The sequence below is a fragment of the Achromobacter sp. RW408 genome (genome assembly GCF_003184165.1).
GTDB classification, from domain to species: Bacteria; Pseudomonadota; Gammaproteobacteria; order Burkholderiales; family Burkholderiaceae_B; genus Achromobacter; species Achromobacter xylosoxidans.
The window spans coordinates 377,615-398,989 of the sequence record NZ_QHHO01000046.1 but is presented as its reverse complement, the minus strand read 5'-3'; the positions used below and the strand labels follow the sequence as shown (position 1 = coordinate 398,989).

Annotated in this window: 25 protein-coding genes; 24 read left to right on the top strand and 1 reads right to left on the bottom strand. The window is 66.5% G+C overall.

Annotated features, from left to right (window positions below):
• Positions 1–78 precede the first annotated feature (78 nt).
• Positions 79–768 (bottom strand): hypothetical protein, encoded by a 690-nt coding sequence (locus DK459_RS30405; protein WP_146221893.1) that lies wholly within the window; start codon positions 766–768, stop codon positions 79–81.
• A gap of 167 nt (positions 769–935) precedes the next feature.
• Between DK459_RS30405 and DK459_RS11895 the strand changes: the two genes are divergently transcribed.
• From DK459_RS11895 to DK459_RS11780, 24 genes are all read left to right on the top strand, one after another.
• On the top strand, positions 936–1,565 hold the full coding sequence (locus DK459_RS11895; RefSeq protein WP_158288272.1) for a terminase small subunit: 630 nt from the start codon (positions 936–938) through the stop codon (positions 1,563–1,565).
• Entirely contained in the window at positions 1,565–2,971 is a 1,407-nt protein-coding gene (locus DK459_RS11890; protein ID WP_110134759.1) for a terminase large subunit domain-containing protein, read from the top strand. Before DK459_RS11895 ends, DK459_RS11890 begins: the two co-directional genes overlap by 1 nt.
• Complete coding sequence (locus DK459_RS11885; RefSeq protein WP_110134758.1) at positions 2,968–5,250, top strand: phage portal protein; 2,283 nt, start codon at positions 2,968–2,970, stop codon at positions 5,248–5,250. The genes DK459_RS11890 and DK459_RS11885 overlap by 4 nt, the downstream gene beginning before the upstream one ends.
• Positions 5,251–5,370: 120 nt before the next feature.
• Entirely contained in the window at positions 5,371–6,429 is a 1,059-nt protein-coding gene (locus tag DK459_RS11880; RefSeq protein ID WP_110134757.1) for a hypothetical protein, read from the top strand.
• 21 nt (positions 6,430–6,450) lie between these two features.
• A complete protein-coding gene (locus tag DK459_RS11875; protein WP_110134756.1) occupies positions 6,451–7,749 on the top strand; it encodes a DUF4043 family protein in 1,299 nt (432 codons plus the stop codon).
• Positions 7,750–7,801: 52 nt separating this feature from the next.
• Entirely contained in the window at positions 7,802–8,221 is a 420-nt protein-coding gene (locus DK459_RS11870; RefSeq protein ID WP_110134755.1) for a hypothetical protein, read from the top strand.
• A gap of 84 nt (positions 8,222–8,305) precedes the next feature.
• Positions 8,306–8,731: a hypothetical protein gene (locus tag DK459_RS11865; protein WP_024069271.1), complete on the top strand. Its 426-nt coding sequence runs from the start codon at positions 8,306–8,308 to the stop codon at positions 8,729–8,731.
• On the top strand, positions 8,731–9,381 hold the full coding sequence (locus DK459_RS11860; protein WP_060721022.1) for a hypothetical protein: 651 nt from the start codon (positions 8,731–8,733) through the stop codon (positions 9,379–9,381). Before DK459_RS11865 ends, DK459_RS11860 begins: the two co-directional genes overlap by 1 nt.
• A complete protein-coding gene (locus DK459_RS11855) occupies positions 9,378–10,019 on the top strand; it encodes a DUF6682 family protein (protein WP_110134754.1) in 642 nt (213 codons plus the stop codon). Before DK459_RS11860 ends, DK459_RS11855 begins: the two co-directional genes overlap by 4 nt.
• Positions 10,020–10,022: 3 nt before the next feature.
• A complete protein-coding gene (locus DK459_RS11850) occupies positions 10,023–10,412 on the top strand; it encodes a hypothetical protein (RefSeq protein WP_110134753.1) in 390 nt (129 codons plus the stop codon).
• A 1-nt stretch (position 10,413) separates the two neighbouring features.
• Positions 10,414–10,947 (top strand): hypothetical protein, encoded by a 534-nt coding sequence (locus tag DK459_RS11845; protein ID WP_054481154.1) that lies wholly within the window; start codon positions 10,414–10,416, stop codon positions 10,945–10,947.
• Between the two features lie 12 nt (positions 10,948–10,959).
• Complete coding sequence (locus DK459_RS11840; protein WP_110134752.1) at positions 10,960–11,421, top strand: hypothetical protein; 462 nt, start codon at positions 10,960–10,962, stop codon at positions 11,419–11,421.
• Between the two features lie 3 nt (positions 11,422–11,424).
• Entirely contained in the window at positions 11,425–12,693 is a 1,269-nt protein-coding gene (locus tag DK459_RS30775; protein WP_199234280.1) for a phage tail protein, read from the top strand.
• The gene (locus DK459_RS11830; RefSeq protein ID WP_110134751.1) at positions 12,693–13,133 is read left to right on the top strand and encodes a hypothetical protein; all 441 of its coding nucleotides are present in this window, start codon (positions 12,693–12,695) and stop codon (positions 13,131–13,133) included. The genes DK459_RS30775 and DK459_RS11830 overlap by 1 nt, the downstream gene beginning before the upstream one ends.
• Positions 13,134–13,159: 26 nt before the next feature.
• Complete coding sequence (locus DK459_RS11825; protein WP_024069265.1) at positions 13,160–13,507, top strand: putative holin; 348 nt, start codon at positions 13,160–13,162, stop codon at positions 13,505–13,507.
• 1 nt (position 13,508) lies between these two features.
• Positions 13,509–13,817 (top strand): phage holin family protein, encoded by a 309-nt coding sequence (locus DK459_RS11820; RefSeq protein WP_049052356.1) that lies wholly within the window; start codon positions 13,509–13,511, stop codon positions 13,815–13,817.
• Positions 13,818–13,849: 32 nt separating this feature from the next.
• Positions 13,850–15,475, top strand: coding sequence for a hypothetical protein (locus DK459_RS11815; RefSeq protein ID WP_146221892.1), 1,626 nt, complete (start codon positions 13,850–13,852; stop codon positions 15,473–15,475).
• Positions 15,476–15,477: 2 nt separating this feature from the next.
• Positions 15,478–16,647: a hypothetical protein gene (locus tag DK459_RS11810; RefSeq protein WP_110134749.1), complete on the top strand. Its 1,170-nt coding sequence runs from the start codon at positions 15,478–15,480 to the stop codon at positions 16,645–16,647.
• On the top strand, positions 16,647–16,937 hold the full coding sequence (locus DK459_RS11805) for a hypothetical protein (protein ID WP_060721017.1): 291 nt from the start codon (positions 16,647–16,649) through the stop codon (positions 16,935–16,937). The genes DK459_RS11810 and DK459_RS11805 overlap by 1 nt, the downstream gene beginning before the upstream one ends.
• On the top strand, positions 16,938–17,582 hold the full coding sequence (locus DK459_RS11800; protein ID WP_110134748.1) for a hypothetical protein: 645 nt from the start codon (positions 16,938–16,940) through the stop codon (positions 17,580–17,582).
• A 21-nt stretch (positions 17,583–17,603) separates the two neighbouring features.
• Positions 17,604–17,891, top strand: coding sequence for a hypothetical protein (locus DK459_RS11795; protein WP_110134747.1), 288 nt, complete (start codon positions 17,604–17,606; stop codon positions 17,889–17,891).
• Positions 17,888–18,361 carry a hypothetical protein gene (locus tag DK459_RS11790; RefSeq protein ID WP_110134746.1) on the top strand — a complete coding sequence of 158 codons (474 nt, stop codon included), beginning with the start codon at positions 17,888–17,890 and terminating at the stop codon, positions 18,359–18,361. Before DK459_RS11795 ends, DK459_RS11790 begins: the two co-directional genes overlap by 4 nt.
• A 10-nt stretch (positions 18,362–18,371) precedes the next feature.
• A complete protein-coding gene (locus DK459_RS11785) occupies positions 18,372–19,574 on the top strand; it encodes a tail fiber domain-containing protein (protein ID WP_158288271.1) in 1,203 nt (400 codons plus the stop codon).
• On the top strand, positions 19,574–21,367 hold the full coding sequence (locus DK459_RS11780; RefSeq protein WP_110134744.1) for a hypothetical protein: 1,794 nt from the start codon (positions 19,574–19,576) through the stop codon (positions 21,365–21,367). The genes DK459_RS11785 and DK459_RS11780 overlap by 1 nt, the downstream gene beginning before the upstream one ends.
• Positions 21,368–21,375 lie beyond the last annotated feature (8 nt).

Sequence of the window (21,375 nt, the reverse complement as noted above, 5' to 3'; positions counted from 1 at the left end):
ACCCGCAAAATCGGCCCCATTCTGTCACTGGTCAACAGTGCGTCTGAAGACCCCGCCGGGAAACCGAGCGGGGTTTTTTCATGCGGGAATCAGGTGGCGCATGAAAGGGAACGAGTAGTACAACGCGGTACAAAACTTCCAAATGCAGACGGCCGCCGCTGCGCCGGATAACACATGCGGAAGAGAAAGCTCAAGACCCTCCCAAGTGAGGTGACGCAGGCGGTTTATATGCACAGAAGCCCAGACCCAGAGTCGAGCGGCGGGCGTAACCCTGAAACGTAGTTTGCCCATGCCAATGGGCCTATCGTAGTTCACTCCTAGGTCCTCAATTCTGTACTGCATCATATGGGCAGTGCCGCCGCTGAATCTCGGATTCCATTGGACGTTTACGAGGCTGGTCCCAATTGATTGAGGATCGTACGGCCCCGCCAGGGTGACCTTGAGGGACCGGGCCCCTTTGGTTGTCCATCTGGAGAACTGATCATTGGCAAAGGCTTTGAATCGAGATTCAAGTTCCTGAGCCTTTTTCTCTTTGTGATGCGATCGAGCCTCTGAACGGCTCGGAGCCAAGTGAAAACGCAGCCAAAAATAGAAAAGCACAGTTCCCGTGCAAGCCCAGGCACGCCATGGCTCTACTTCGTTCAAATTAACCGCACCCACTAGTCGCCCGTCTAGCGGAATGCCCAGCGCCGCCACTGTGATAATGCCAGTGGCAATTACCATCAGGTTGCGCCTCGCCTTCTCTGCAACGTCGTCCAGTTCCGCCATCTTCATTCCACCGAAAAGTCAGAGATATCGCTCCCCACGTTGGGTCGATTGTATTGCACTTTGTTACATCCATGCCAAAGCCTACGTCTCAGCCCCAAGCGCACAAGCCGAGGCGGAAAGCGCCTGCGCGCTCGAAACGCACGCTGTCGACCGCCGCTCGCCGCGTGGTGTCTGCGGATAGCCCGCTGACGCCCCAGCAGCGCCGGTTCGTGGACGAGTTCGCCGCCGGCGGCTTCCAGAACCAGACCAAGGCCTACGAGGCGGCTTACCGGGCGCGCGGTGCTGCTGCCATCAGCGGCGCGTCGCGCTTGTTGAACCAGGCTAACGTCGCGGCGGCGGTGCAGGTCCTGCGCGATAAGCTGTCGGCGAAGCTGGAAGTCACCGCCCAGCGCGTCCTCGAGGAATGGGTGGCCATGGGCTTCTACGACGCGGCGGACCTGGTGGTGACGGACGAGAATGGCGTACTGCGCGATATCACCAGCCCGAAGGATCTGCGGCTGCTGCCCGAGCGCGTGCGCCGCTGTATCGTGGGCTGGAGCTGGGACCGCAACAGCAATTTCACGCTCAAGCTGGCGGCCAAGACCCCGAATCTGGAGCTGATCGGGCGCTACCTGGGCATGTTCGTGGAGCGCAAGGAGCTGCGACTGGGCGACCTGGACAAGAAGTCCGACGCCGAGCTGGATGCCGCCATCGCGCAGGCCGCCCAGGAAATTGCCCAGGCCGAGGGTATCCCGGTGGAGAAGGTTCTTGCCCAGCTGCGCGCCGGCGGCGCTGGCGCCGGGACCACGATGCACTGATGTCCAACCCGCGCGTGATGCTGGCCAGGGCGCTGCAGGAGCGTGCCTGGCGCGCCAAGCGCAACCGGTTGAAGTACTACCGGCCGTACGAGAAACAGAGGGAGTTCCACGCACAAGGCGCCGCATACCGCGAGCGCCTTTTTTCTGCCGGCAACCAGCTTGGCAAGACGTTCTCGGGCGCCTACGAGACGGCCATGCACCTGACCGGGCGCTACCCGGCATGGTGGGAAGGCAAGGTTTTCCAGAAGCCCACGGCGGGCTGGGCGGCCTCGGTGTCGTCGGCGCTGACGCGCGACGGCATGCAGCGCCTGCTGCTGGGCCGGCCTGGCGTCGACAGTGAACGCGGGACCGGCGCCATCCCCGGAGACGCCATCAAGGAGGTGGCGCCGCTGGCCGGCGTGCCGGGCGCGGTGTCCATGATTGTGGTGCGCCATGGTGGTGGTGGCGACGTCCAGGGCGGCGAGAGCGTGCTGGGCTTTCGCAACTACGAGCAGGGCCGGGAGAAGTTCCAGGCCGAAACCCTGGATTTCGTCTGGCTGGACGAGGAGCCGCCCCACGACATCTACATGGAGGCCATCACCCGGACCAACACGACGCTGGGCCCGGTGTATCTGACCTTCACGCCCCTGATGGGCATGTCGGCGACCGTCAAGCGGTTCCTGATCGACAAGCACGCCGGCACCGTGGTGGTGTTCATGGGCATCTACGATGCCGAGCACTACACCCGCGAGCAGGCCGACGCGATCCTGGCCAGCTACCCGGACCACGAACGCGAGGCCCGCGCCTATGGCAAGCCGGTGCTGGGCTCCGGCGCGGTGTTTCCGGTGCCGGAATCCAGCATCGTGGTGCCGCCGTTCAACATCCCCGACAGCTGGCCGCGCATCTGCGGCCTGGATCTGGGATGGGACCACCCGACGGCGGCGGCCTGGCTGGCGCACAACCAGGACGCCGACATCGTCTACGTGTACGACGTGTACGCCGCCAAGAAACAGCCGGTTTCCGTGCACGCCAGCGCCATCAAGGGCCGTGGCAGCTGGATCCCGGTGGCCTGGCCGCACGACGCCCTGCAGGCGCAGAAGGACACCGGCACGCCGATGCGGGACGCCTACCTGGCCGAGGGCGTGTCCATGCTGCCGGAGCGCACGCAGTTCGAGGATGGCTCGAATGGCGTCGAGGCCGGCATCCAGATCATGCTCAACCGCATGGTCACCGGCCGATTCAAGGTCTTTTCTCACCTGGAACGCTGGCTTTCCGAGTACCGCACCTACCACCGCAAGGACGGCGCCATCGTGAAGATCGATGACGACGTCATTTCCGCATCGCGCTACGGCGTGATGTCCCTTCGCTACGCGGTCAACAACGCACCGATCAACTTCAAACGACACCGGGAAAACTGGCGCGCATGAACACTTCCGTAACCGGCTTCCGCCTCCTCGATGGCAGCGACAGCGCGACCGCGCACGCCCGCGATCAGGCGCCGGCCGACGCCGGCGCGCTGTCCGTGTCCCAGCTCGAACGCTGGCTGGACGAGATCCGCAACCAGCCGACCTGGCGCCGCGAGGCGGACAAGGCCTGCGACTATTACGACGGCAACCAGCTGGACGCCGAGACGCTGGCCCGCCTGGAAGCGAAAGGCCTGGGGCCGCTGGTCACCAACCTGATCCAGCCGACGGTCAACGCCGTGCTGGGGATGGAGGCCAAGACCCGTACCGACTGGCGCGTCGGGGGCGACGACGACCAGTACCAGGACGTGGCCGAGGCGCTGTCGGCCAAGATGCACGAAACCGAGCGCGAGGCCCAGGCGGATACCGCCACGTCGGATGCCTACGCCAGCCAGATCAAGGCCGGTTTCGGGGTGGTGGAGGTGTCACGCAACAGCAACCCCTTCAACTACCCCTACCGCGTCACCAGTGTTCCCCGCTCCGAGATTTACTGGGACTGGCGCAGCCGCGCCCTGGACTGGAGCGATGCCCGCTATGTGGTGCGAAAGAAGCGCTACGACGCCGACCACATCGCCGCGTTTTTCCCCCAGCACCGGGAGATGATCCTGGCCGCGGCCGGCTGGCGCGACTGGGCGGACTACCTGACGACCGAAGCTCGCATGTCGGCGGACTTCTTCAATGACATCGGGCAGGGCACGCGCACCACCTGGGATGACCTGGACTGGCGCGACATCGAGCGCAGGGTGGTGACGTGCTTCGAGGTCTGGTATCGGATCTGGGTGCGCGGCCTGGTGCTGGCGCTGCCCGGCGGGCGCACCCTGGAATTCAACGAGCAGAACCAGGTGCACCGTGCGCTGGTCGCCGCTGGCGCCGTCCAGCCCAAGCTCGCCGTCTACGACAAAATTCGCTGCGCCTTCCACATCGGCCCGATCCGGGTTCAGGACCGCGCCACGAACCGCCGGCGCTTCCCGTACATCCCGTTCTTCGGCTACCGCGAGGATCTGACCGGCGTGCCCTATGGGATCATCCGGGCCATGCTGTCCCCGCAGGACGAGGTGAACGCCCGCGCGGCGCGCATGATGTGGCTGATGAACAGCCGGCGCACCTTCATCGACTCGGACGCCCTGGACGAGAAATACAACACGATGAGCGATGTCAGCCGGGAGATCGGCCAATCGGACGCCTTCGTCGTGATGAACCCGAAGGCGCTGCGCGTCGGCGCCAATATCCGGGTCGAATCGAATTTCGACCTGTCCCAGCAGCAGTTCCAGGTCATGCAGGAGCGCAAGCAGGCCATCCAGGAGGCGGCGGGCGTGTACGCCGCCATGATGGGCCAGCAATCCAATGCCAGCTCTGGCCTGGCCATCCAGTCGCTGGTGGAGCAGGGCGTCACCACGCTGGCCAAGATCAACGACAACTACCGGGTCGCGCGCCGCGGCGTCGGCAATGCGCTGCTGGACCTCATCAAAGAGGACATGACCGACCAGGCCGAGATCCTGGTGGACAACGGCACGGTCAAGCGCAAGGTGGTGGTCAACATTCCCCGCAAGGATCCGGTCACGGGCCAAGCCTATAAGGAGAACGACGTGCAGACGGCGCCGGTCAAGGTGGCGCTGTCCGACGTCCCCAGCACCCCGACCTACCGCGCCCAGCAGTTCGCGGCCTTCTCGGAAATCCTCAAGTCCATGCCGCCCAACATGCAGGCGCTGCTGATCCCCTTCGCGCTGGAAATGTCCGACTTCGGCAAGCGCAAGGAGATGGCGGCGTTCCTGCGGGCCCAACTGGGCATCCAGGCCGATCCGAACTCGCCCGAGGCGCAGGCCGCCAAGCAGCAGGCCGATCAGGCCGCGCAGGCCCAGATGCAGACCGCCATGCAGGACGCCCAGTCGAAGATCGCCGAGCGCGAGGCCAAGACGCAGAAGCTGCTGGCCGAGGCCGAGCGCATCCGCGCCGAAGCGGCCGGCGCTGGCGACACCGATACGGTGGGCCAGGTGGACGGCGCGCTGGCGCGCTACGAGGAAGAGGTGCAGAAGCTGCGCCAGCAGCTGGCCGATCGCGCCACCGAATGGCAGACCCGCCTGCGGCAGACCGAAATGCACGAAGAGGCCGAGACGGTGCGCGCGCGCATTCGCGCCGAAGCGCAGACCGGCGGCGCCCGGCTGCAGGAGCGGTTCCAGCAGCTGACGGACGAGGTCGACCAGGTGCTGGCACGCCTGGGCACCCGCCAAGCCACGGCCGCGTAGCGCGCCGACACAGATTCCCCGCCCTGGGATACGGGCAACCACTGGCCCCCGCCGAGAAATCGTCGGGGGCTTTTTCGTTTTCAACCCCCGGACCTATCCGAGAACTAGGAGCAGGAAGAGATGACCACGGAAACCACGACGGGCAACCCCATCGACAACCTCGATGAAGTCTTGCGCGACCCCCTCAGTTTGACGGACGACGCGCTGGCCGCGCTGGTCGGTGGGCAGGATGCCACTACCAGCGCCGCCGATCAGTCGACCGCCGATGACGCCGCGGCCACCGCCGCCGGCGCCAAACCCCAGGGCGATACCAGCGGTGCAGCGCCCAGCACCGACGAGGGCGGTAAGCAGCAGGGGGCCACGGCCGCCGCTGCCCCGCAGGAAGGCGAAGCCGTTGTGTTGGCGAGGGACGGCAAGAACGTCATTCCCTACCAGGTGCTGCAGCAGGAGCGCGAACGCGCAATCCGTGCCGAGCAGATGGTGCGGGATCTGACGACCAAGCTGGAACAGGACCAGGCTGCCGCCCAGCAGGGCAAGGCAACCAAGTCGCTCGATCTGGACCAGATCGTCGACGAGCAGCTGCTGGAGCAACTGCGCGAAGAGGCTCCCGACGTGGCGCGCCGGATGGACAACCTGATCGACCTGGCCAAGAGCCTGAGCGAACAGGTCGACGCCGGCCGGCCCGCCGCCGAGGAAGCGGAAGCCGCGCGCCGCGAACAGCAGGTGCAGGCACTGGTGACCGTCGAGGACACCATCGTGTCGATCCCCAAGCTCGCCCATCTCCGTACCACCGCCCCGGCCGAGTTCAACGAGGTCGCCGCCATCGACGCCATGCTGCGCGCCAAGCCGGCATGGCAGGACAAGCCGCTCGCCGAGCGGTTCGGTGCCGCCCTCCGTATGTACGAAGCCGAACACGGCGCGATCGAGCTACCCGACCCGGCCACCGCCGCGGCGGGCAAGCAGCCAGCCGATCCTGCCGCGCGCGTTGCCGAGGCCGTCGCGAAAGCGAAGGCCGAAGCGTCGGGGCCTTCCACGCTTTCCGATATCCCTGGCGGCCAGCCGGCCGCCGCATCCGAGGCAGACGCCATCGCGGCGCTGTCGGGCAGTGCCCTGACGGACCGCTTCATGAACATGTCGCCGGATGAAATCGAAGCGCAGCTGGCGCGCCTCTCTTCGTAAATCCCACGAACTGGAGGCTTTATGTCCCAAACTACTGTTCCCGTTGGCTCGCCGCTCGCGCGCAAGGTTTTCGGCGCGGCGCTGTTCGCCAACACCCAACGTCAGCCCTCGCTGATGAACAACCTGACCGGGGCGGCGCCGAAGCAATCGGCCGCCGAGGCGAAGCTGAAAGGCCAGACCAGCCCCGACATGCCGCTCGTGCGTGTCACCGACCTGACGAAGTCCCAGGGCGACCAGGTCAGCGTCGACCTGATCAACCAGACCGGCGGCAAGCCGATCATGGGCGACAAGCAGGCCGAGGGCAAGGGCGAGCGCCTGGACATGTCCAGCATGGACATCCGCATCGACCTGGCCACCAAGGTGGTGGATGCCGGCGGCAAGATGACCCAGCAGCGCACCGTGCACAACCTGCGCGGCCTGGCCATGGCGAACCTGCAGGGCTGGTTCCGCCGCTTCAACGACCAGTCCACCATCGTGCACCTGGCCGGCACCCGCGGCTCCCAGGTCGGCACCGACTGGGTGGTGCCCATGGCCAACGATCCGGATTTCGCCGAAATCATGATCAACCCGGTCAAGGCTCCGACCTACAACCGCCACTGGGTGGCTGACGGCACGTCGCTGGTGCAGGGCGGCCAGGCGCTGGGCGCGATCGATACCACCGACACCTTCAAGCTGGAACACCTGGACCACCTGGGCGCGATCATCGACGACATGGAGTTCAAGCTCCAGCCGATCAAGATCGCGGGCGACGCCGCCGCCGATGACGAGCCGCTGTACCTGCTGCTGGTGACCAACCGCATGTGGCAGAGCATTCTGACCAACACGGCGGCCAACAGCCTGCAGTGGCGCACGTTCCTGCAGAACGCCTGGAACCGTGCCTCGTCGTTCACCGGTCCGAAGAAGCACCCGCTGTTCACGGGCGAGGCCGGCATCTGGCACAACATCCTGGTGCGCAAGATGGACCGCGCCATCCGGCTGAACCCGGGTGATTCGGTGCGCTACTGCACCCAGGCCGGCCAGGCCAGCGCCACCGAGGCGGACGTCACGATCCCGACGTTGCAACCGGGCTTCGCAGTCGACCGCGGCATGCTGCTGGGCGCCCAGGCGCTGGCGCACGTCTACGGCAAGAACCAGGGATCGGACACCTACGCCAACTGGATGGAGAACCGCTACAACTTCGAGCGCAACCTCGAAGTCGCGGGCGAAGTCATGTGCGGCAAGGCGAAGCTCCGTTTCTCGGTGCCGGACGCGCGCGGCAACAAGATCCCGACGGACCACGGCGTGATGGTGCTGGACACCGTCGTCAACCTCAACACCTGATCGGCGGCGGGCGGCCGGCTGGCCGCCTGCACCGGTGGAACTGGAGAACTTCATGGATCGCTACTCTCCCGACTACAACGCCAAGCCCCTGCACACGCAGGCCTTCGGCAATGCCTGGGTCGAAACCTACGGCTACCGCGGCCCGGCCGGCACCACGGACAAGGTCTACCTGGGCGTTATCCCGGCCGGCGTCGTCGTCACGGCCGTGCGTCTGGTCACCGACGCCGCTGGCGCCGGCGTCAAGGCGGACCTGGGCTTCGAGCCCTACGACGCCAGCGACGGTCCGGTCGCCGACCTGGACGCCTGGCTGGCCGGCGCCGACATCGCCGCCGCCGGCAACGTCGATTCGATCGCCCATCCCATCCTGTTCAAGCGGCCGGTCAAGCTGGTTGCCACGATCAGCGGGGGCGCCTTCACGGGCACGCCGCAGCTGACGGCCGTGGTCAACGGCCAGATGGTGGGCGTCGCCTAAGCCTTTTCGGGGCTGTCTCGCCGCATTGCGCGGCTTTCGGGGCTGGGCGGGAAACCGCCTGGCCCCACCTTTTTGGAGTTCCCTATGGAACAGGACAACCTCATCCCGATCATGTACATCGGGGCGAAGGAGCAGAAGAAGGACACGGTCGCCGGCACCGGCCTGGTGTGGGAGCGCGGGCAGATTCATTTCGTACCGCCGCTGATCGCCATCAAGCTGACGCCCCACAAGGACGTCTGGCGCGAGGCCTGGGAGGAAGCGGACGAAAACCCGGGCAACATTGGCCTGGTCGTGACCACGCAGCAGGCGGTCGGCGGCGGCAAATTGTCCGAGCAGAGCCAGGTGCCGCCTTTCAACATGCCCAACCTGCAGGGCATGAAGAAGGAAGACCTGGCGACGTTCGCCCGTGCCCAGTTCAACCATGAACTCGACGCGGCCCTCAAGAAGGACGAGATGATCCAGCAGATCGTCAGCCTGGCCAACTCGCGCGCCGCGGGCGAACCGACGTAATGGCCGCCCTCGCAGATTTCGAGCGGTTCGTGGTGCCGCTGATCGAAGGCGCGCCCACGCCGGCGGTCGAGGATGCCATCGTCGACGCAGCGATCGAATTCTGCACCCGCACCCGCGTGCTGCGCGCGTTCCTCGATCCGGTGACGCTGGTGCCTGGCGCGACCGAGTACGAGCTGGACCCGCCCGAGGCTGACACGCAGATTGTCGATGTGGTGGCGGCTTGGCTGCCCGAGGGCCCGGTGACGTCGGCCACGCGCGCCGAGCTGGAAGAGGAGTTTCCCGACGGCTGGGCTTGGCGCCAGGTTGGCAGCACCGCCGAGGTGCAGCATTTCTACTGCCGGCTGCCGGGCTTCGTGCAGTTGGTGCCGGCGGTGACGGTCAAGGCGCCGCGGGCGCTGCGGCTCGAGGTGGCCTACGCGCCCACCAGGAACGCGCGCGAGCTGCACGACGTGCTGCTGAATCGGTACGCCGAGAAGTTGGCCAACGGCGCGCTGGCGCGCCTGCACCAGCATAAGGCGGGCTACGCGGATCCCGGCCGCGCTGGAGGCTACCAGACGGAGTTCGACCGGGATTGCAACACGCTGGCCGACGATGGCGCCCGTGGCTTTGCCAAGCGCCGGATGCGCACTGGCGGGGACGAATTCAAATGAAAGTCGGCGAAGTCATCACCCGCGCGCGCACCATCCTGCAGGACGACGGCGCCGTTTACTGGGACGACACCGAGCTGCCCATGTGGTTGAGCGACGGCCGCCTGGAGGCTTACCGCCTGCGGCCCGACCTGTACGAGGTGTCTGAGGATTTCGCCTGCGCCGAAGGTGCGCGCCAGGCTCTGCCGGGTGGCGCCCGCATGCTGTTCGACGTGCCGCGCAATGTCTCGGCGCCGCGCCAGCGCGCCATCACGGTGGCCGACGCCGCGGCGCTGGGCCGCGTGCGCCCGAATTGGCGCAGCCAGTCCAAGGCGCAGGAGATCCGCCACTTCCTGTACGACGAGCGCAGCCCCGGCCAGTTCGACGTGTATCCGCCGGCGCGAGCTGGGGTGGTGATCGAGTTGTCCTACGCGAAGCCGCCGGCGGCGGTCACGAAGGACGACGGCGACAAGGAGCTGGCCGAGGAGGGCGCCTACGCGCCGGCGCTGGTGGACTACATCCTCTACCGCGCCTTCCTCAAAGAGGCCGACACGGTGCCGGCGTTCCACCAGCGCGCCGCCCAGCACCTGGCAGCATGCCAGTCCACCCTGACCAGCGACGTCACCGCCAAGGCGATGACCAGCCCCAACGAGCAGAAATAACGCATGGCAACCGACAAAATCCGCCTGGTGCAGGGAGACACCGCGCCCCAGCTGCAGCTGTCACTGACGGATCAGCGCACGCGGCGCCCGCTGGATCTGTCCGCGCCCGGCACCACCGCCCGGCTGCTGTTCCGCGAGGTGGGCGCCGATATCGTCAAGGCCACGATGCCCTGCTTTGCCATCGCCGGCTACGTCGACCCCGAGACGGGCGACGTCGATTACCGCCCGCCCTATGACGTGGCCGGCCGTGGTGGCCGCCTGGCCATGGATTGGTCGGCCGACGCCCTGGATACGGCGGGCGAATTCGAAGGCGAGGTCGAGGTGACCTTTCCCGATGGCCGCATCCAGACGGCGTTCGCCATCCTGAAATTCCAGGTGCGGGAGCAGTTCTAGCATGACCGGCCCCGTTCACCTGGAGCATGAAATTGTCGCCGCCACGGTCGACGCCTCGGGCACCCTGGTGGCGCGCGTGGATGCGGTGGCGGACCCCCTGGGCCTGAATCCCATCCTGGCGGACCTCGGCCTGGCCGTGGACTACTTCCGCCTGGTGCGGATCCTAAACCGCCATGACCTGGCGGCGGCCGTCGACTGGCGTGCCGTCGCCGTGGTGGGCCAACGCCGCGATGGCGCGGTCGCCACTGACGTGGTGGGCGCTGGCGTTGCCTTTGGCCGGGCCGACGTTGCTGGCGCGCTGGACCGGTTTGCCCTTGCGTTCGTGCGGCTGTCGGCCGGCACCGCAGTGGATTGGGCCCGGCAGCAGGTGCGCTCCATTCGATTCGACTCTGCGGTGGCGGTCGACGTCTTGGCGCTGGCGGTAGCCCGCGAGCGCCGTGATGCAGCCGCGTCGCATGACTCCGGCCGTGTGGTGCTGGAGAACTACGCCCTGGACTATGCCGACGACTACGTCGGCGACGCCACTTCCTTCTGAAAGGACTTTCCCATGAGCAACATGCTGAACAGCTCCGGCGCCCTGAACCGGGGTGACCTGGAAATCACCGTCCACCGTGGGCGCACCGGGCAAATCGAGCGCTTCGTCATCAAGAACTTGTTCACCGATGACGGCCTGGCCTATCTGGCCGCCCGCGCCGCTGGCGAGGCGGTGGGGGTGATTTCCCATATGGCGCTGGGCACCGGCACGACGCCGGCGGCGGGTGCCGACAAGGCCCTGGAGGTGGAAATCGCAGGCAGCCGTGTGCCGGTCACCATCTCCGGCACCGGCGCGCAGCGCCTCTATACCGCGACTTTCGGCGAAGGCGTGGGGTCGGGCCCCGTCACCGAGGCCGGTCTTTTCAATGCGGCCGCTGCCGGCACGATGACGAATCGCTCTGTGTTCGGCGTCAAGAACAAGGAGCCCGAGGACGTGTTCACCATCAACTGGACGCTGGCCCAGCAGCGCGGGTAAGCCATGACCCGATTGCTCACCCTGCGCCGCAACCTGGCGCGCCTGCTGACCCGTGACGAGGTCGACGACAATTTCGTCAACGTCGCTTCGGACTTCTCCGGCGCCGTGGACCCTGCGACGTTGACGGGCGCCTACGTCGCCCCGTACATGCGCTGGGCGGACACCGGGACCGGCTGGCTCAAGCGCCGCAACTCGGCAAATGACGGATGGGTGTCGGAACAGCGGCTGCTGCGCCGCACTGTGCAACCGTTCAACACGAGCGAGCTGCCCACGGCGGACGGCGGGCCCATCTATGTCAACGGGCAAGGCATGGCCGAGTTCGACGCCGCGGCGGGCAAATACCGCGTTGTATCTCCGGTACCGGTGGGGGCGGTGGCCTGGTGGCCACTGCGCTCGTCCATCCCGGCAGGCCGGATCCCTGCGGATGGCCAGACCATTTCGCGCGCTACCTTTCCTGACCTTGCCGCCATGGTGGTGGCTGGCACGGTGCCGGTGGTGCCGGAAGCCGACTGGCTGGCCGACCCGCTCAAGCGAGGCAGCTACACGCTTGGCGACGGCTCCACTACCATCCGGGTGCCTGATCTCAATGGTAAGTCTGCTGGCGCGGTTGGCGCTGTGTTTCTCCGTGGCGACGGGGCGCTTTCGGGCGGCGTGAATGGGACTGTTCAGCGTGATGCGTTGCAGAACATCACCGCTTCGGTGGGGCTTGCATACGGTAGTGTGCAGTTGGCGTCAGATGGCGCATTTAACAACACCGCTAATACCAGCGGCTCGGCCCCTGAATATCCGTATTCAAATGCGACTCAGCGGCTCACGTTCGACGCTTCGCGCGTTGCGCGAACTGCTACCGAGACGCGGCCGACGAACGTCACGGGCGTTTGGACCATCCAGGCGTTCGGCGCCGTCACCAATCCCGGCGCGGCCGACGCCGCACAACTGGCGAGCGACTATGCGACGCTCAATGCGGCATTTCAGACTATGCGCGGCCAAGTGTTTGGCTTCAATCAGACATGGCAGAACGTCGCGGCTTCGCGGTCTTTGGGGGTGATCTACACGAACACGACGGGGCGCCCAATCCTCGTCCAGGTGTATACCACTTCGACAGCAGCAGCGGGCTACTTGTTCTTTGCCATAGACGAAACTCCGGCCGGCTTGATTTTTTACCCGAATAGCGCGGCGAATTTGCCCGGCTGCATCCTGGTCCCAGCAGGTTCGACATATCGGGCAAGCACCACTAACGCGAGCCTGAGCGGCTGGCGGGAGTATCGATAATGCACACCTTCAAAGACACTGAAACGGGCCGCTTCTTTCAGTTCGACGACGACGTGATCGCAGATAACTCGGCCGGTCACTATGTATTCCGTTCGCCGTTCGGACCAGTCGATGCGCCGCTTACCTTGGTGCCCGCATCGTTGGAGGAAATGCCCGAGCCGCCGGCAGGACCTCCGGCCTCGGTTTCGCGCTATCAGGGCCGCGAGGCGATGCGCCTTACTCGCTTTCCTGCGGAGGGGCGCCCTGAGCGAACCCTATTCGAAGCCTTCGAGGAGCTACTGAACGATCCGGCGACGCCGGCGTACTACCGGCGTGCCTGGGATGAACTGCAGGTATTCGAGCATGGCAGCGCCGTGCTCAACGCTGCGGCTGACGTCCTCGGCCTTACTCAAGCGAAGCGGGATGACCTGTTCCGTCTCGCCGCGGCCATCAAGGCCTAGCTGGTAGACCTCACACAGGAGAAATGATGGCTGAACCTACCAGCGCGATCAGCGCAGCATTGCCCACGGCCTCGGCGCTGCTTTTCGGTGCGATGCTGCCCGGGGTGGATGGTGGCGCGCTGATCGGCGCGTTCGCCGGCGCCGCCCTGTTCATCGTGCACAGCAACGAGCTGGGCGTCGCAAAACGGCTGGTCTACGGCCTGGTGTCCTGGCTGATTGGCTATTTCGCGGCGCCCGAGCTGGGCCGCCTGATCGGCATTCAGGAAACCGTGGTGACCGGCTTCGGTGCGGCCGCGGTGGCCGTGACCGTCGCCATCACGGCGATCAAGAAGATCGAGGCGGCAGATTTCACCTTCTGGAAGCGGGGAGGCTGACATGCACCCTTGGGACTTCGGCAGTACCGTCACGGGCCACCATCTGGTGGCCCTTCTTTTTGTCGTCGCCAATTTCGCCACGGCCCTGCGCCTGGCCTGCTACCAGCGCCGCGGCGCGCGGTATCGCGTGGGCATGTCCGTGGTGGCGTACCTGATGGTGGTGCTGACCGGCGGCCAGGCGCTCGACGTGCTGGCACGGCAGGGGGCCGTGAGTCCCTGGCAGCTGGGCCTGACGCTGCTGCTGGCGTTCCTGGTGTTCCGGGCCCGCGGCAACGTCGCCAACATCGCCAAACCGGCGCGGGCGAGGTAGCAATGCGGGAAGCGGAAAAGGCGTTCACGGGCATGCTGCCCAGGGTTGAGCCGCACCTGTTGCCGGCCGGCGCCAGCCAGGACGTGCTGAACGCCAGCCTGCAGCGTGGCTCGCTGGTGCCGTACCGGGCGCCGGCCAAGGTCGCCGACCTGGCCAAGGTCGGCACCAAGCTGGCGATCTATCGCTTCGGCCGCTCGATCGATGACGACTCGCGCTACTGGTTCCACTGGCTGAACGATACCGATGTGGCGCGCGGCGCCATTCCGGACGACGCCCAGGAGCGGACCTATTTTACCGAGGCAGGGCAGCCGCCGCGCGTGACGGATTCGACCATGGCTACAACCGACGGCCAGATGCCGTCCGCGTGGTATCGGCTGGGCATCCCGGCGCCGACGTCGCGGGCCACGGTGACGGTCGCCCTGCAGCCCGATCCGCCCTCGGGCCTGGAGCGCCAGTCGTGCCTGCTGGCGTACACCTTCGTGTCGGCCTGGGGCGAGGAAGGGCCGCCCAACGAGGTGAGCGACCCGTTCAATGCTGCCACCAATGACACCCTGAACGTGATCAACATGGAGGGGCCGCCGGCTGGCGAATACAACATCACGCTGAAGCGGCTCTACATCTCCACCACCGACGCGGCCGGCACGGCCGTGCTGCGATTCTGGAAAGAAGTGCCGGCCGGCGCCGTGACCTTTTCCGACAAGGTGGACTTCACCGAGCTGGGCGAAGCGCTGCCCGAGCGCGCGCTGGTGCCGCCGCCGGCGGACCTGTTCGGCCTGATGGCGCACCCCGGCGGGTTCATGATCGGATTTTCTGGCAAGCGGGTGTACCGGTCGGAGGTGTTCAAGCCCTTCGGCTGGCCCTACTACTCGCCGGTCGCCGACGAGATTGTGGGCGGCGCCATTATGGGCCAGGCCACGGTTGTGTGCACCAAGGGCGACACCTATCTGGCGACCCAGGCGGATCCGGTCACCCTGACGCCGCTGCGCCTGGACGGCAACCAGCCGTGCGTCGCCAAGCGCACCATCAGGGCGTTCAAGGGCGGCGTTGTCTACGCCTCTCCCGATGGCCTGGTCATGGTCGATCAGGCCGGCGGCGTGGGTGTGGTGACCGAGGAGCTGCTGACCCGGGCGCAGTGGCAGGCCTACCGGCCGGCCTCGATGCATGCCAGCGTGCACGACAACCGCTACTTCTGCTGGTTCGACACCGGTGCCGAGCGCGGCGGCCTGATTTTCGACCTGACGCGCGGCGCCATGTCGCTGACCCGTACCGATGTGTATGCCACGGCTTCGTACTCGGACGGCCGGCGCGATGAGCTGTTCCTGGCGCTGCCTGACGGCAACGTGCACAAATGGGACGGGGGCGCGGTGCCGCTGGCCATGCGCCGGGTGAGCAAGCGGTTCATCCTCGAGCGCGCCCAGAACATCGGCGCCGCCCAGGTGGTGGCCGACGCCTACCCGGTGACTTTCCGGCTACGGGCAACGATCGAGACGTCTGGCGGGCCGCTGGACGTGGAGCTGCAGCACCAGGTGACCAACGGCCGCCCGTTCCGGCTGCGCGGCAACTATCGCGCCCGCAGCTACGAGTTCACCGTCGAGGGCACCGCGGCTATCTCCGAGGTGACCGTGGCGTCGGTCCTGGGCAACGTCACGGCGGTCTGACGATGGCGACCTCTGCACGATCCGGCCTGCGCTACGCAGACCTGCCGGCGATCGAGTCTGCCCGGCTGCCCGATAACCCGGCCGCGACCCGCGCGCTCGAGCAGATGCGGCTGACCCTGGCGACGCGGTTCGGGAAGGGCGGCCAGGCCGTGGACAAGGCGGTAACCTGGGGCGACCTGGTCGAGAACGGCATCGTCACGATGCGCGGCGCCGATGGCAAGCCCATCCTCATCAAGAATCCGGGGGGCACGTTCCAGCCCAGCACGCCGCCGGTGGTCGATGGCATCCCGCCGGCGCCGACCGGCTTCAAGGCAACGCCCGGCCTGGGCACCGTGGTGTTGGAATGGGACAAGCCGAACTTCGCCTACTTCGGCTATGCGGAGATTTTCCGCGGCACGACCGACAACCAGGCGCAGGCGCAGAGCGTCGGCCAGACCACCGGCTGGGTGTATGCGGATCCGGTAGGCGGCGCCACCGCCACCACCTATTTCTACTGGGTGCGGTTCGTGTCCGTCGGCGGCAAGGTGGGGCCGTTCAACGCCGTGGGCGGCACGACCGGCGCCATCTCGCTGGACCCTGCCTACCTGATCGACGTCCTGTCGGCCGCTGGCGACCCCAAGGCGCTGCTGTACGAGATTCCCGAACCGACGGAAATCAACGGCGTGCCGGTGCCGGCCGGGATCTACATCCGCGACCTGTACGTCGCAAACGGTTCCATCTCCAATGCCAAGCTGGGCAACGCTTCGATCACCGACGCCAAGATCGCCAACCTGTCGGCGGCCAAGGTCACATTCGGGGAGATGAGCGGCGATCGCATCGCCGTGAACAGCCTGAACGCGGACCGGCTGACGGTGGCGTCGCTGTCCGCGCGCCTGGCCGTTATCACGACTGCCTACGTCAAGACGGCCAACATCGAGGACGCGGCGATCACCAACGCGAAGATCGCCAACCTGAGCGCCGACAAGATCACCGCCGGCGTGCTGAACGCGGCGCGCATCGCCGCGGGCTCCATCACGGCGGACAAGCTCAATGTGACGAGCCTGTCGGCAATCACCGCCACCATTGGCCTGCTGCGCACGGCGGTGAGCGGCGCGCGGCTGGAGATCCGCGACAACCTGCTGCTGGTGTTCGACGCCAACAACGTGCTGCGCGTGCGTCTGGGGATCTGGTAATGCCGGCCGGCATCGAGACCTACGCGCCCAACGGGGCCGTCCTGACGTCCTACCTGAGCAAGATCAGTCGGCAATACGGAAAGGTCGCCACCGGCACGTCGGACGGGGCGCACGCCGATGCCCGGCTGGCAGAGGGCGGTGAACCGTGGTTTGCGACCCTGCCGCAGGGCAACCCGGCGAGCGTCAATGCGCCGTTCGTCTGGCGCGACGGGATCACCCTCCGGTGGAAATTCCTGGAAGACATGCCGGGCGACAGGGCGACCGCCACCATCATCTACGGGGTGCGGTGAATGGCTGCCGGTTTTCAGCTGCTCTCCGGCGCCAGCGAGCTGATCGTGGACAGCTCGTCCATCAACATGTTTCTGCGCCACGCCGGCGTAGCTAACAATTCGGCAGCGGTGGTGGCCCTAGACCCTGTCTTGTTCTTCCGCCCGGTGGGCGAGGCCTGCTATCTGTCCTGGGCCAATCTCTCGGGCGGCACACTGGAGTTCGCGTTCAACAAGCCAGCCGAGTATTACGTGTTCGACAGGCCGGTAACCCCGAGTTACCTGGATGCATTCAACGAGTCGGGTTCGCAGATTTTCACCGCGGCGCAGCGCCCGCTGAACGTCATCGGCAGCGTGAACATTCCCGACTACTACACCGCTTACCGCACGGCGTATCAGGACGGCTGGACCTACAGCGGGCTGGTGTCGGGCAAGTACGCCTACAACCAGGCCTTTGTCCGGCAGGGATACAACTCGCTGCCCGGCGTGTCGGGCTGGGAAACCTACCTCATGGCCGAAGCGTTGCAGGCGACCGCGAACGGCTTCTGGGCGGGCTTCCCGCAGTTCGGTGTGCGCTTCTTTGGTTGGAGCCCAACCCGCACCAATACCTTTATCTCGTATGCACCCAGCCCGCAGGTGTCGATCATCGACGTGGCCGGGATTCTCTAACCAACCGCTGGCAAGGACGACATGCAAAAGGAAATCGAAAACGCCATCTTCTCCAACGTGGGGAACCGCATCACCCAGGAGCTGGCCATGGGCCTGGTGATGAGTCTGCTGCAGGTGGCGCAGCAGGCCGTCGAAGCCGCTCGTAGCGAGGCGTTGTCGGCCGCGGCGTCCATGGTGCCGCCCGCCGCGGCGGCGCAGGGTTCCGACGATGCTGGTGCCATCGACCCGGCCTATGCCCGCAAGGCCGAGGTGTCCGCCACTCGCAGGCGGGCGACCAAGCCCGTCAAGACCACGAAGGCGCGCCGATGAGCGCGCCTTTTTTTGACCAGGCGACGGTGCTGCGCTGGATGCGCGGTAACGCCAGCGCGGTCGATTTCCTGCGCACGGCGTTCGACGTGGCGCACTTCTGGGATGACCTGGTTGACCGCGACAGGATTCTCAGCGACGCCGATATCAACCGCGCCATGTTCCAGGCTCTGGTGGTGCTGCCGCGCAATGCGTTCTACCAGGCCAATTTCGCCAGCCTGAACGCGGTGCTGGCGAACGCCGCGACCAACTGGACGATCGCCACGGATCTGGAGCGCGCGGGCGGCGTGGCGGGCAAGCGGACGGCCTATGTCCTGCGCGCCTCCTATGTTGACCTGGTGACCCATTGCGCGCTGCTGCTGGGCGGCATGGAATGGGCGCGCGCGGTGGGGGTGGAGCTGCGCCAGCTGGCTGAACCGTATCCCGAGTACTTGACCAACCTGGAGGCCGAGAAGGCCGCACGAGGTGACTGAGATGGGCTGCATGTCCACGGAAGTGAAACAGGATCCGGCCGTCGGCCGGGCCCAGGAAGCCAATGCCCAGATCGGCATGCGCGCCCAGGATCTTGCCGAGCGCAATTTCGAATGGAACCAGCAGCTGACGGAGCAGTTCGCGCCGATCTACCAGGGGCTGCTGAACAATGCGCTGGGCGAGGCCAACAAGAACGCGCAGCGCGGCGACGATCAATGGAATCAGTACAAGTCCGTATTCCAGCCGATCGAGAACAAGATGGCCGAGGAGGCCATGAACTACGACAGCCCGGAGGAGATCGCGCGACGCGAAGGCCTGGCCGCGGCGACCGTGGGCAGGCAGTTCGACAACACGCAGGCGCAGACCTCGCGCGAGATGGCTCGCATGGGCGTTTCGCCCACCAGCAGCTTGGGCAGCACCGCTATGACGGATCAGGCTAATGCGCGGGCGCTGGCAACCGCGGGCGCGGTCAACAAGGAGCGCAACGACACCAAGCTGCTGGGCATGAGCCTGCGCGAGAACGCGGCGAAGTTCGGCCGGAACCAGACCGGCACCGGCATCGCGGCGTCGCAGGCGGCCCTGCAGGCGGGGAACTCCGCCACTGGCGTGATGGGGGCGCAGGCGGCCCAGGGCAATGCCGCGGGGACGGGGCAGGGGCTGCTGGGTATGGCGAGCGGCGCCTACGGTGCCGCCGGCCAGATGGGGTTGGCGCAGATGAACATGCAGCAGCAGGCCAGCCAAGCTGGCCAGTCTGGGCTGGGCTCGCTTATAGGCACCGGCGCGATGCTCGCGGGCCAGTACTTCATGTCGTCGTCGAAAGAACTCAAGGAGGACGGCGAGCCCGTCGACGACGAGAAGGCGTTGGAAGGTCTGACCAAGGTGCCTGTCGAGAGCTGGAAATACAAGGATGGCGTTGAGGACGGCGGCCGCCACGTTGGCCCCTATGCGGAAGACATGCAGGCGCAGTTCGGCGATGGCGTGGCGCCTGGCGGGATGGGGTTGGACATGGTCAGCGTGACCGGGAAGCACCACGCTGCGATCCGGGCGCTCGCCAAAAAGGTGGATCGTCTGGAGCGGCGGCGCAGCGACGTGGGACTGATGGACGTCGCCGGCCTGGCGGTGGGCAATGCACCCGACGAAAAAACGGCCGGCGCACTGCCGCCGGCATTGTCGGGCGACTTGTCGGCCGGCCTGATTGGACTGGAGAGGATCTGATGGCGATGAACGGAAGCTTTGCGGGCGGCCTGGCCGACGGGCTGCGTAATGGAATGGCGATTTCGCGGGCGTGGGACGACGCCGCTGATAGGAAGCGCGCACGCGAGGAGTACGACCGAAAGCGCATGGTCGATAGGAAACTGGCTTCGGAGATGCTCGGGCAGGCCGCCGCAGCCGCTCCGCAGGCGGGGGACGTTGGACTCCAGCCGGTTCCGGCACAGCGTACTGCGGACTCCGGCGCCACTATGGTGAATGACACAGCAGGCCTGCAGCCTGTGGCAGTCAGCACGCCGGTGCCCCCTGTCGCGCCCGTGGCGCAATCTGTGGGCCTGGCGGATGTGGCGAGCGGTGGCGCCGGCTTTGGAGCGAGACAGGGCGGGGTGCTGGGATTGGCCGGCATATCGCCGACGGCAGAAAAAAAAAGTCCGGAAGCCGCTGATTACCTAGGTGCCAGCGACTTCGGACAGGTCGCCGATGGGTTGACCCGGGCATATCGAAAGGCTCTGGAGTTGGGGGAACCTGGCCGAGCGATGCAATTGCTGGCGGATCGGGAGAAGTACATCGGCCAGCACCGTGAACAGGCCTTCGCCGCGGCGCAGGGACGCTACCAGCTGACCGGCGATCCGAACGCCTATGTCCCCTTCGTGAACCGGTTCATGCCGGGAGGCATCGAGGTGAAGGCGATCACTCGCCGCAGTGAACAGGCCGGGGGCGCGCCAGTGTACGACTTCGTCGGCGTGGATACCGTGACGGGCAAGCCGGTGCAGCAGCCGATCACCGAAAACATGTTGCAGACCTTCGTGCGCAGCATCAGCGACCCAAAGGCGCAGCAGGCCATGGTGGCGCAGCAGGCGAAGCTGCTTTTCGATGCCGAGCAGAAACGCCGAGAGCAGATGCTGGCCAGCGAACTGCGGATGAAGGAAGAACTCGCCAAGCCGCGTCTCGTGGGCAAGGATCAAACGCTGTACACCCCCGATGGGCAGGGGGGCTTGAGGGTCGGCGCCCAGGGCAGTGAAGCAGGCAAGCCGAGGATGACGACGTCCGACAAGGATTTCGCCAACCACGTCATGCGCATTTTCAAGGTGGACAGCTTGGACGGGCTGGGCGATGACCAGCGCAAGTTGGTGAGCGGCATCATCGCCACCGGCGAGAACATCAACCGCCTGAATGCCGGCACGCCTGCGGGCGAGGTACTGACGGCCGGGAACCTGGCTGCGCTCGCCCAAGATGTGTACGCGGGGACCGCCGACATCAGGCCGATCCAGCTCGGTGATCGACAGTTCGGCTTTGGTGTGGAGCACGAGGGCCAATTGGTATACCTGCCGGTTTCCGTCGTGCCCAAGGCGGTGCAGGAAAAAATCCGAGCGCGCCTGGTGGCAGCGCCTACACAGGGCGGAGGTCAGGCAGCGCCGGCCGCTACCGCTCCGGCCGAAGCATCTCGGCCTGCGCAGGCGGCGCCGACTGTGGCCAAGCCTGCGCCGGCCGGCCGCGCCGCGCCTGCTGCCGCCACCCCCGCAGCAGCGGCGGCCGATAGCGCAGAGGGCGCCCAGCTCGATACCGCCCGCGCCGAGCTGCGCCAGGCGCAAGCCCTCGTACGCCAATTGCGATCCAGCCCGCCCGGATTGAAAGCGGGCCAGGAGGCGCGCGCCAGGCACGCCGCGCAGTTGCAGCAGGCCGAGCGCGATGTCGAGCTGGCCCGCGTAGCCGAGCAGGCCGCGGCTGAACGCTGGGCCCGCGCCACCGAGGGATCCGAATTCACGCGCGCCGCCATGGGCCGCACCACCGCAGAATAGAGGGAATA

Bases quoted from the DNA above. Each gene is read 5' to 3' on its own strand.
- DK459_RS30405 (WP_146221893.1), bottom strand. From the start codon at position 768: ATGGCGGAACTGGACGACGTTGCAGAGAAGGCGAGGCGCAACCTGATG.
- DK459_RS11875 (WP_110134756.1), top strand. From the start codon at position 6,451: ATGTCCCAAACTACTGTTCCCGTTGGCTCGCCGCTCGCGCGCAAGGTT.
- DK459_RS11870 (WP_110134755.1), top strand. From the start codon at position 7,802: ATGGATCGCTACTCTCCCGACTACAACGCCAAGCCCCTGCACACGCAG.
- DK459_RS11865 (WP_024069271.1), top strand. From the start codon at position 8,306: ATGGAACAGGACAACCTCATCCCGATCATGTACATCGGGGCGAAGGAG.
- DK459_RS11845 (WP_054481154.1), top strand. From the start codon at position 10,414: ATGACCGGCCCCGTTCACCTGGAGCATGAAATTGTCGCCGCCACGGTC.
- DK459_RS11795 (WP_110134747.1), top strand. From the start codon at position 17,604: ATGCAAAAGGAAATCGAAAACGCCATCTTCTCCAACGTGGGGAACCGC.
- DK459_RS11880 (WP_110134757.1), top strand. From the start codon at position 5,371: ATGACCACGGAAACCACGACGGGCAACCCCATCGACAACCTCGATGAA.
- DK459_RS11830 (WP_110134751.1), top strand. From the start codon at position 12,693: ATGCACACCTTCAAAGACACTGAAACGGGCCGCTTCTTTCAGTTCGAC.
- DK459_RS11840 (WP_110134752.1), top strand. From the start codon at position 10,960: ATGAGCAACATGCTGAACAGCTCCGGCGCCCTGAACCGGGGTGACCTG.
- DK459_RS11885 (WP_110134758.1), top strand. From the start codon at position 2,968: ATGAACACTTCCGTAACCGGCTTCCGCCTCCTCGATGGCAGCGACAGC.
- DK459_RS11860 (WP_060721022.1), top strand. From the start codon at position 8,731: ATGGCCGCCCTCGCAGATTTCGAGCGGTTCGTGGTGCCGCTGATCGAA.
- DK459_RS11810 (WP_110134749.1), top strand. From the start codon at position 15,478: ATGGCGACCTCTGCACGATCCGGCCTGCGCTACGCAGACCTGCCGGCG.
- DK459_RS11815 (WP_146221892.1), top strand. From the start codon at position 13,850: ATGCTGCCCAGGGTTGAGCCGCACCTGTTGCCGGCCGGCGCCAGCCAG.
- DK459_RS11805 (WP_060721017.1), top strand. From the start codon at position 16,647: ATGCCGGCCGGCATCGAGACCTACGCGCCCAACGGGGCCGTCCTGACG.
- DK459_RS11890 (WP_110134759.1), top strand. From the start codon at position 1,565: ATGTCCAACCCGCGCGTGATGCTGGCCAGGGCGCTGCAGGAGCGTGCC.
- DK459_RS11800 (WP_110134748.1), top strand. From the start codon at position 16,938: ATGGCTGCCGGTTTTCAGCTGCTCTCCGGCGCCAGCGAGCTGATCGTG.
- DK459_RS11780 (WP_110134744.1), top strand. From the start codon at position 19,574: ATGGCGATGAACGGAAGCTTTGCGGGCGGCCTGGCCGACGGGCTGCGT.
- DK459_RS30775 (WP_199234280.1), top strand. From the start codon at position 11,425: ATGACCCGATTGCTCACCCTGCGCCGCAACCTGGCGCGCCTGCTGACC.
- DK459_RS11790 (WP_110134746.1), top strand. From the start codon at position 17,888: ATGAGCGCGCCTTTTTTTGACCAGGCGACGGTGCTGCGCTGGATGCGC.
- DK459_RS11825 (WP_024069265.1), top strand. From the start codon at position 13,160: ATGGCTGAACCTACCAGCGCGATCAGCGCAGCATTGCCCACGGCCTCG.
- DK459_RS11785 (WP_158288271.1), top strand. From the start codon at position 18,372: ATGTCCACGGAAGTGAAACAGGATCCGGCCGTCGGCCGGGCCCAGGAA.
- DK459_RS11855 (WP_110134754.1), top strand. From the start codon at position 9,378: ATGAAAGTCGGCGAAGTCATCACCCGCGCGCGCACCATCCTGCAGGAC.
- DK459_RS11850 (WP_110134753.1), top strand. From the start codon at position 10,023: ATGGCAACCGACAAAATCCGCCTGGTGCAGGGAGACACCGCGCCCCAG.
- DK459_RS11820 (WP_049052356.1), top strand. From the start codon at position 13,509: ATGCACCCTTGGGACTTCGGCAGTACCGTCACGGGCCACCATCTGGTG.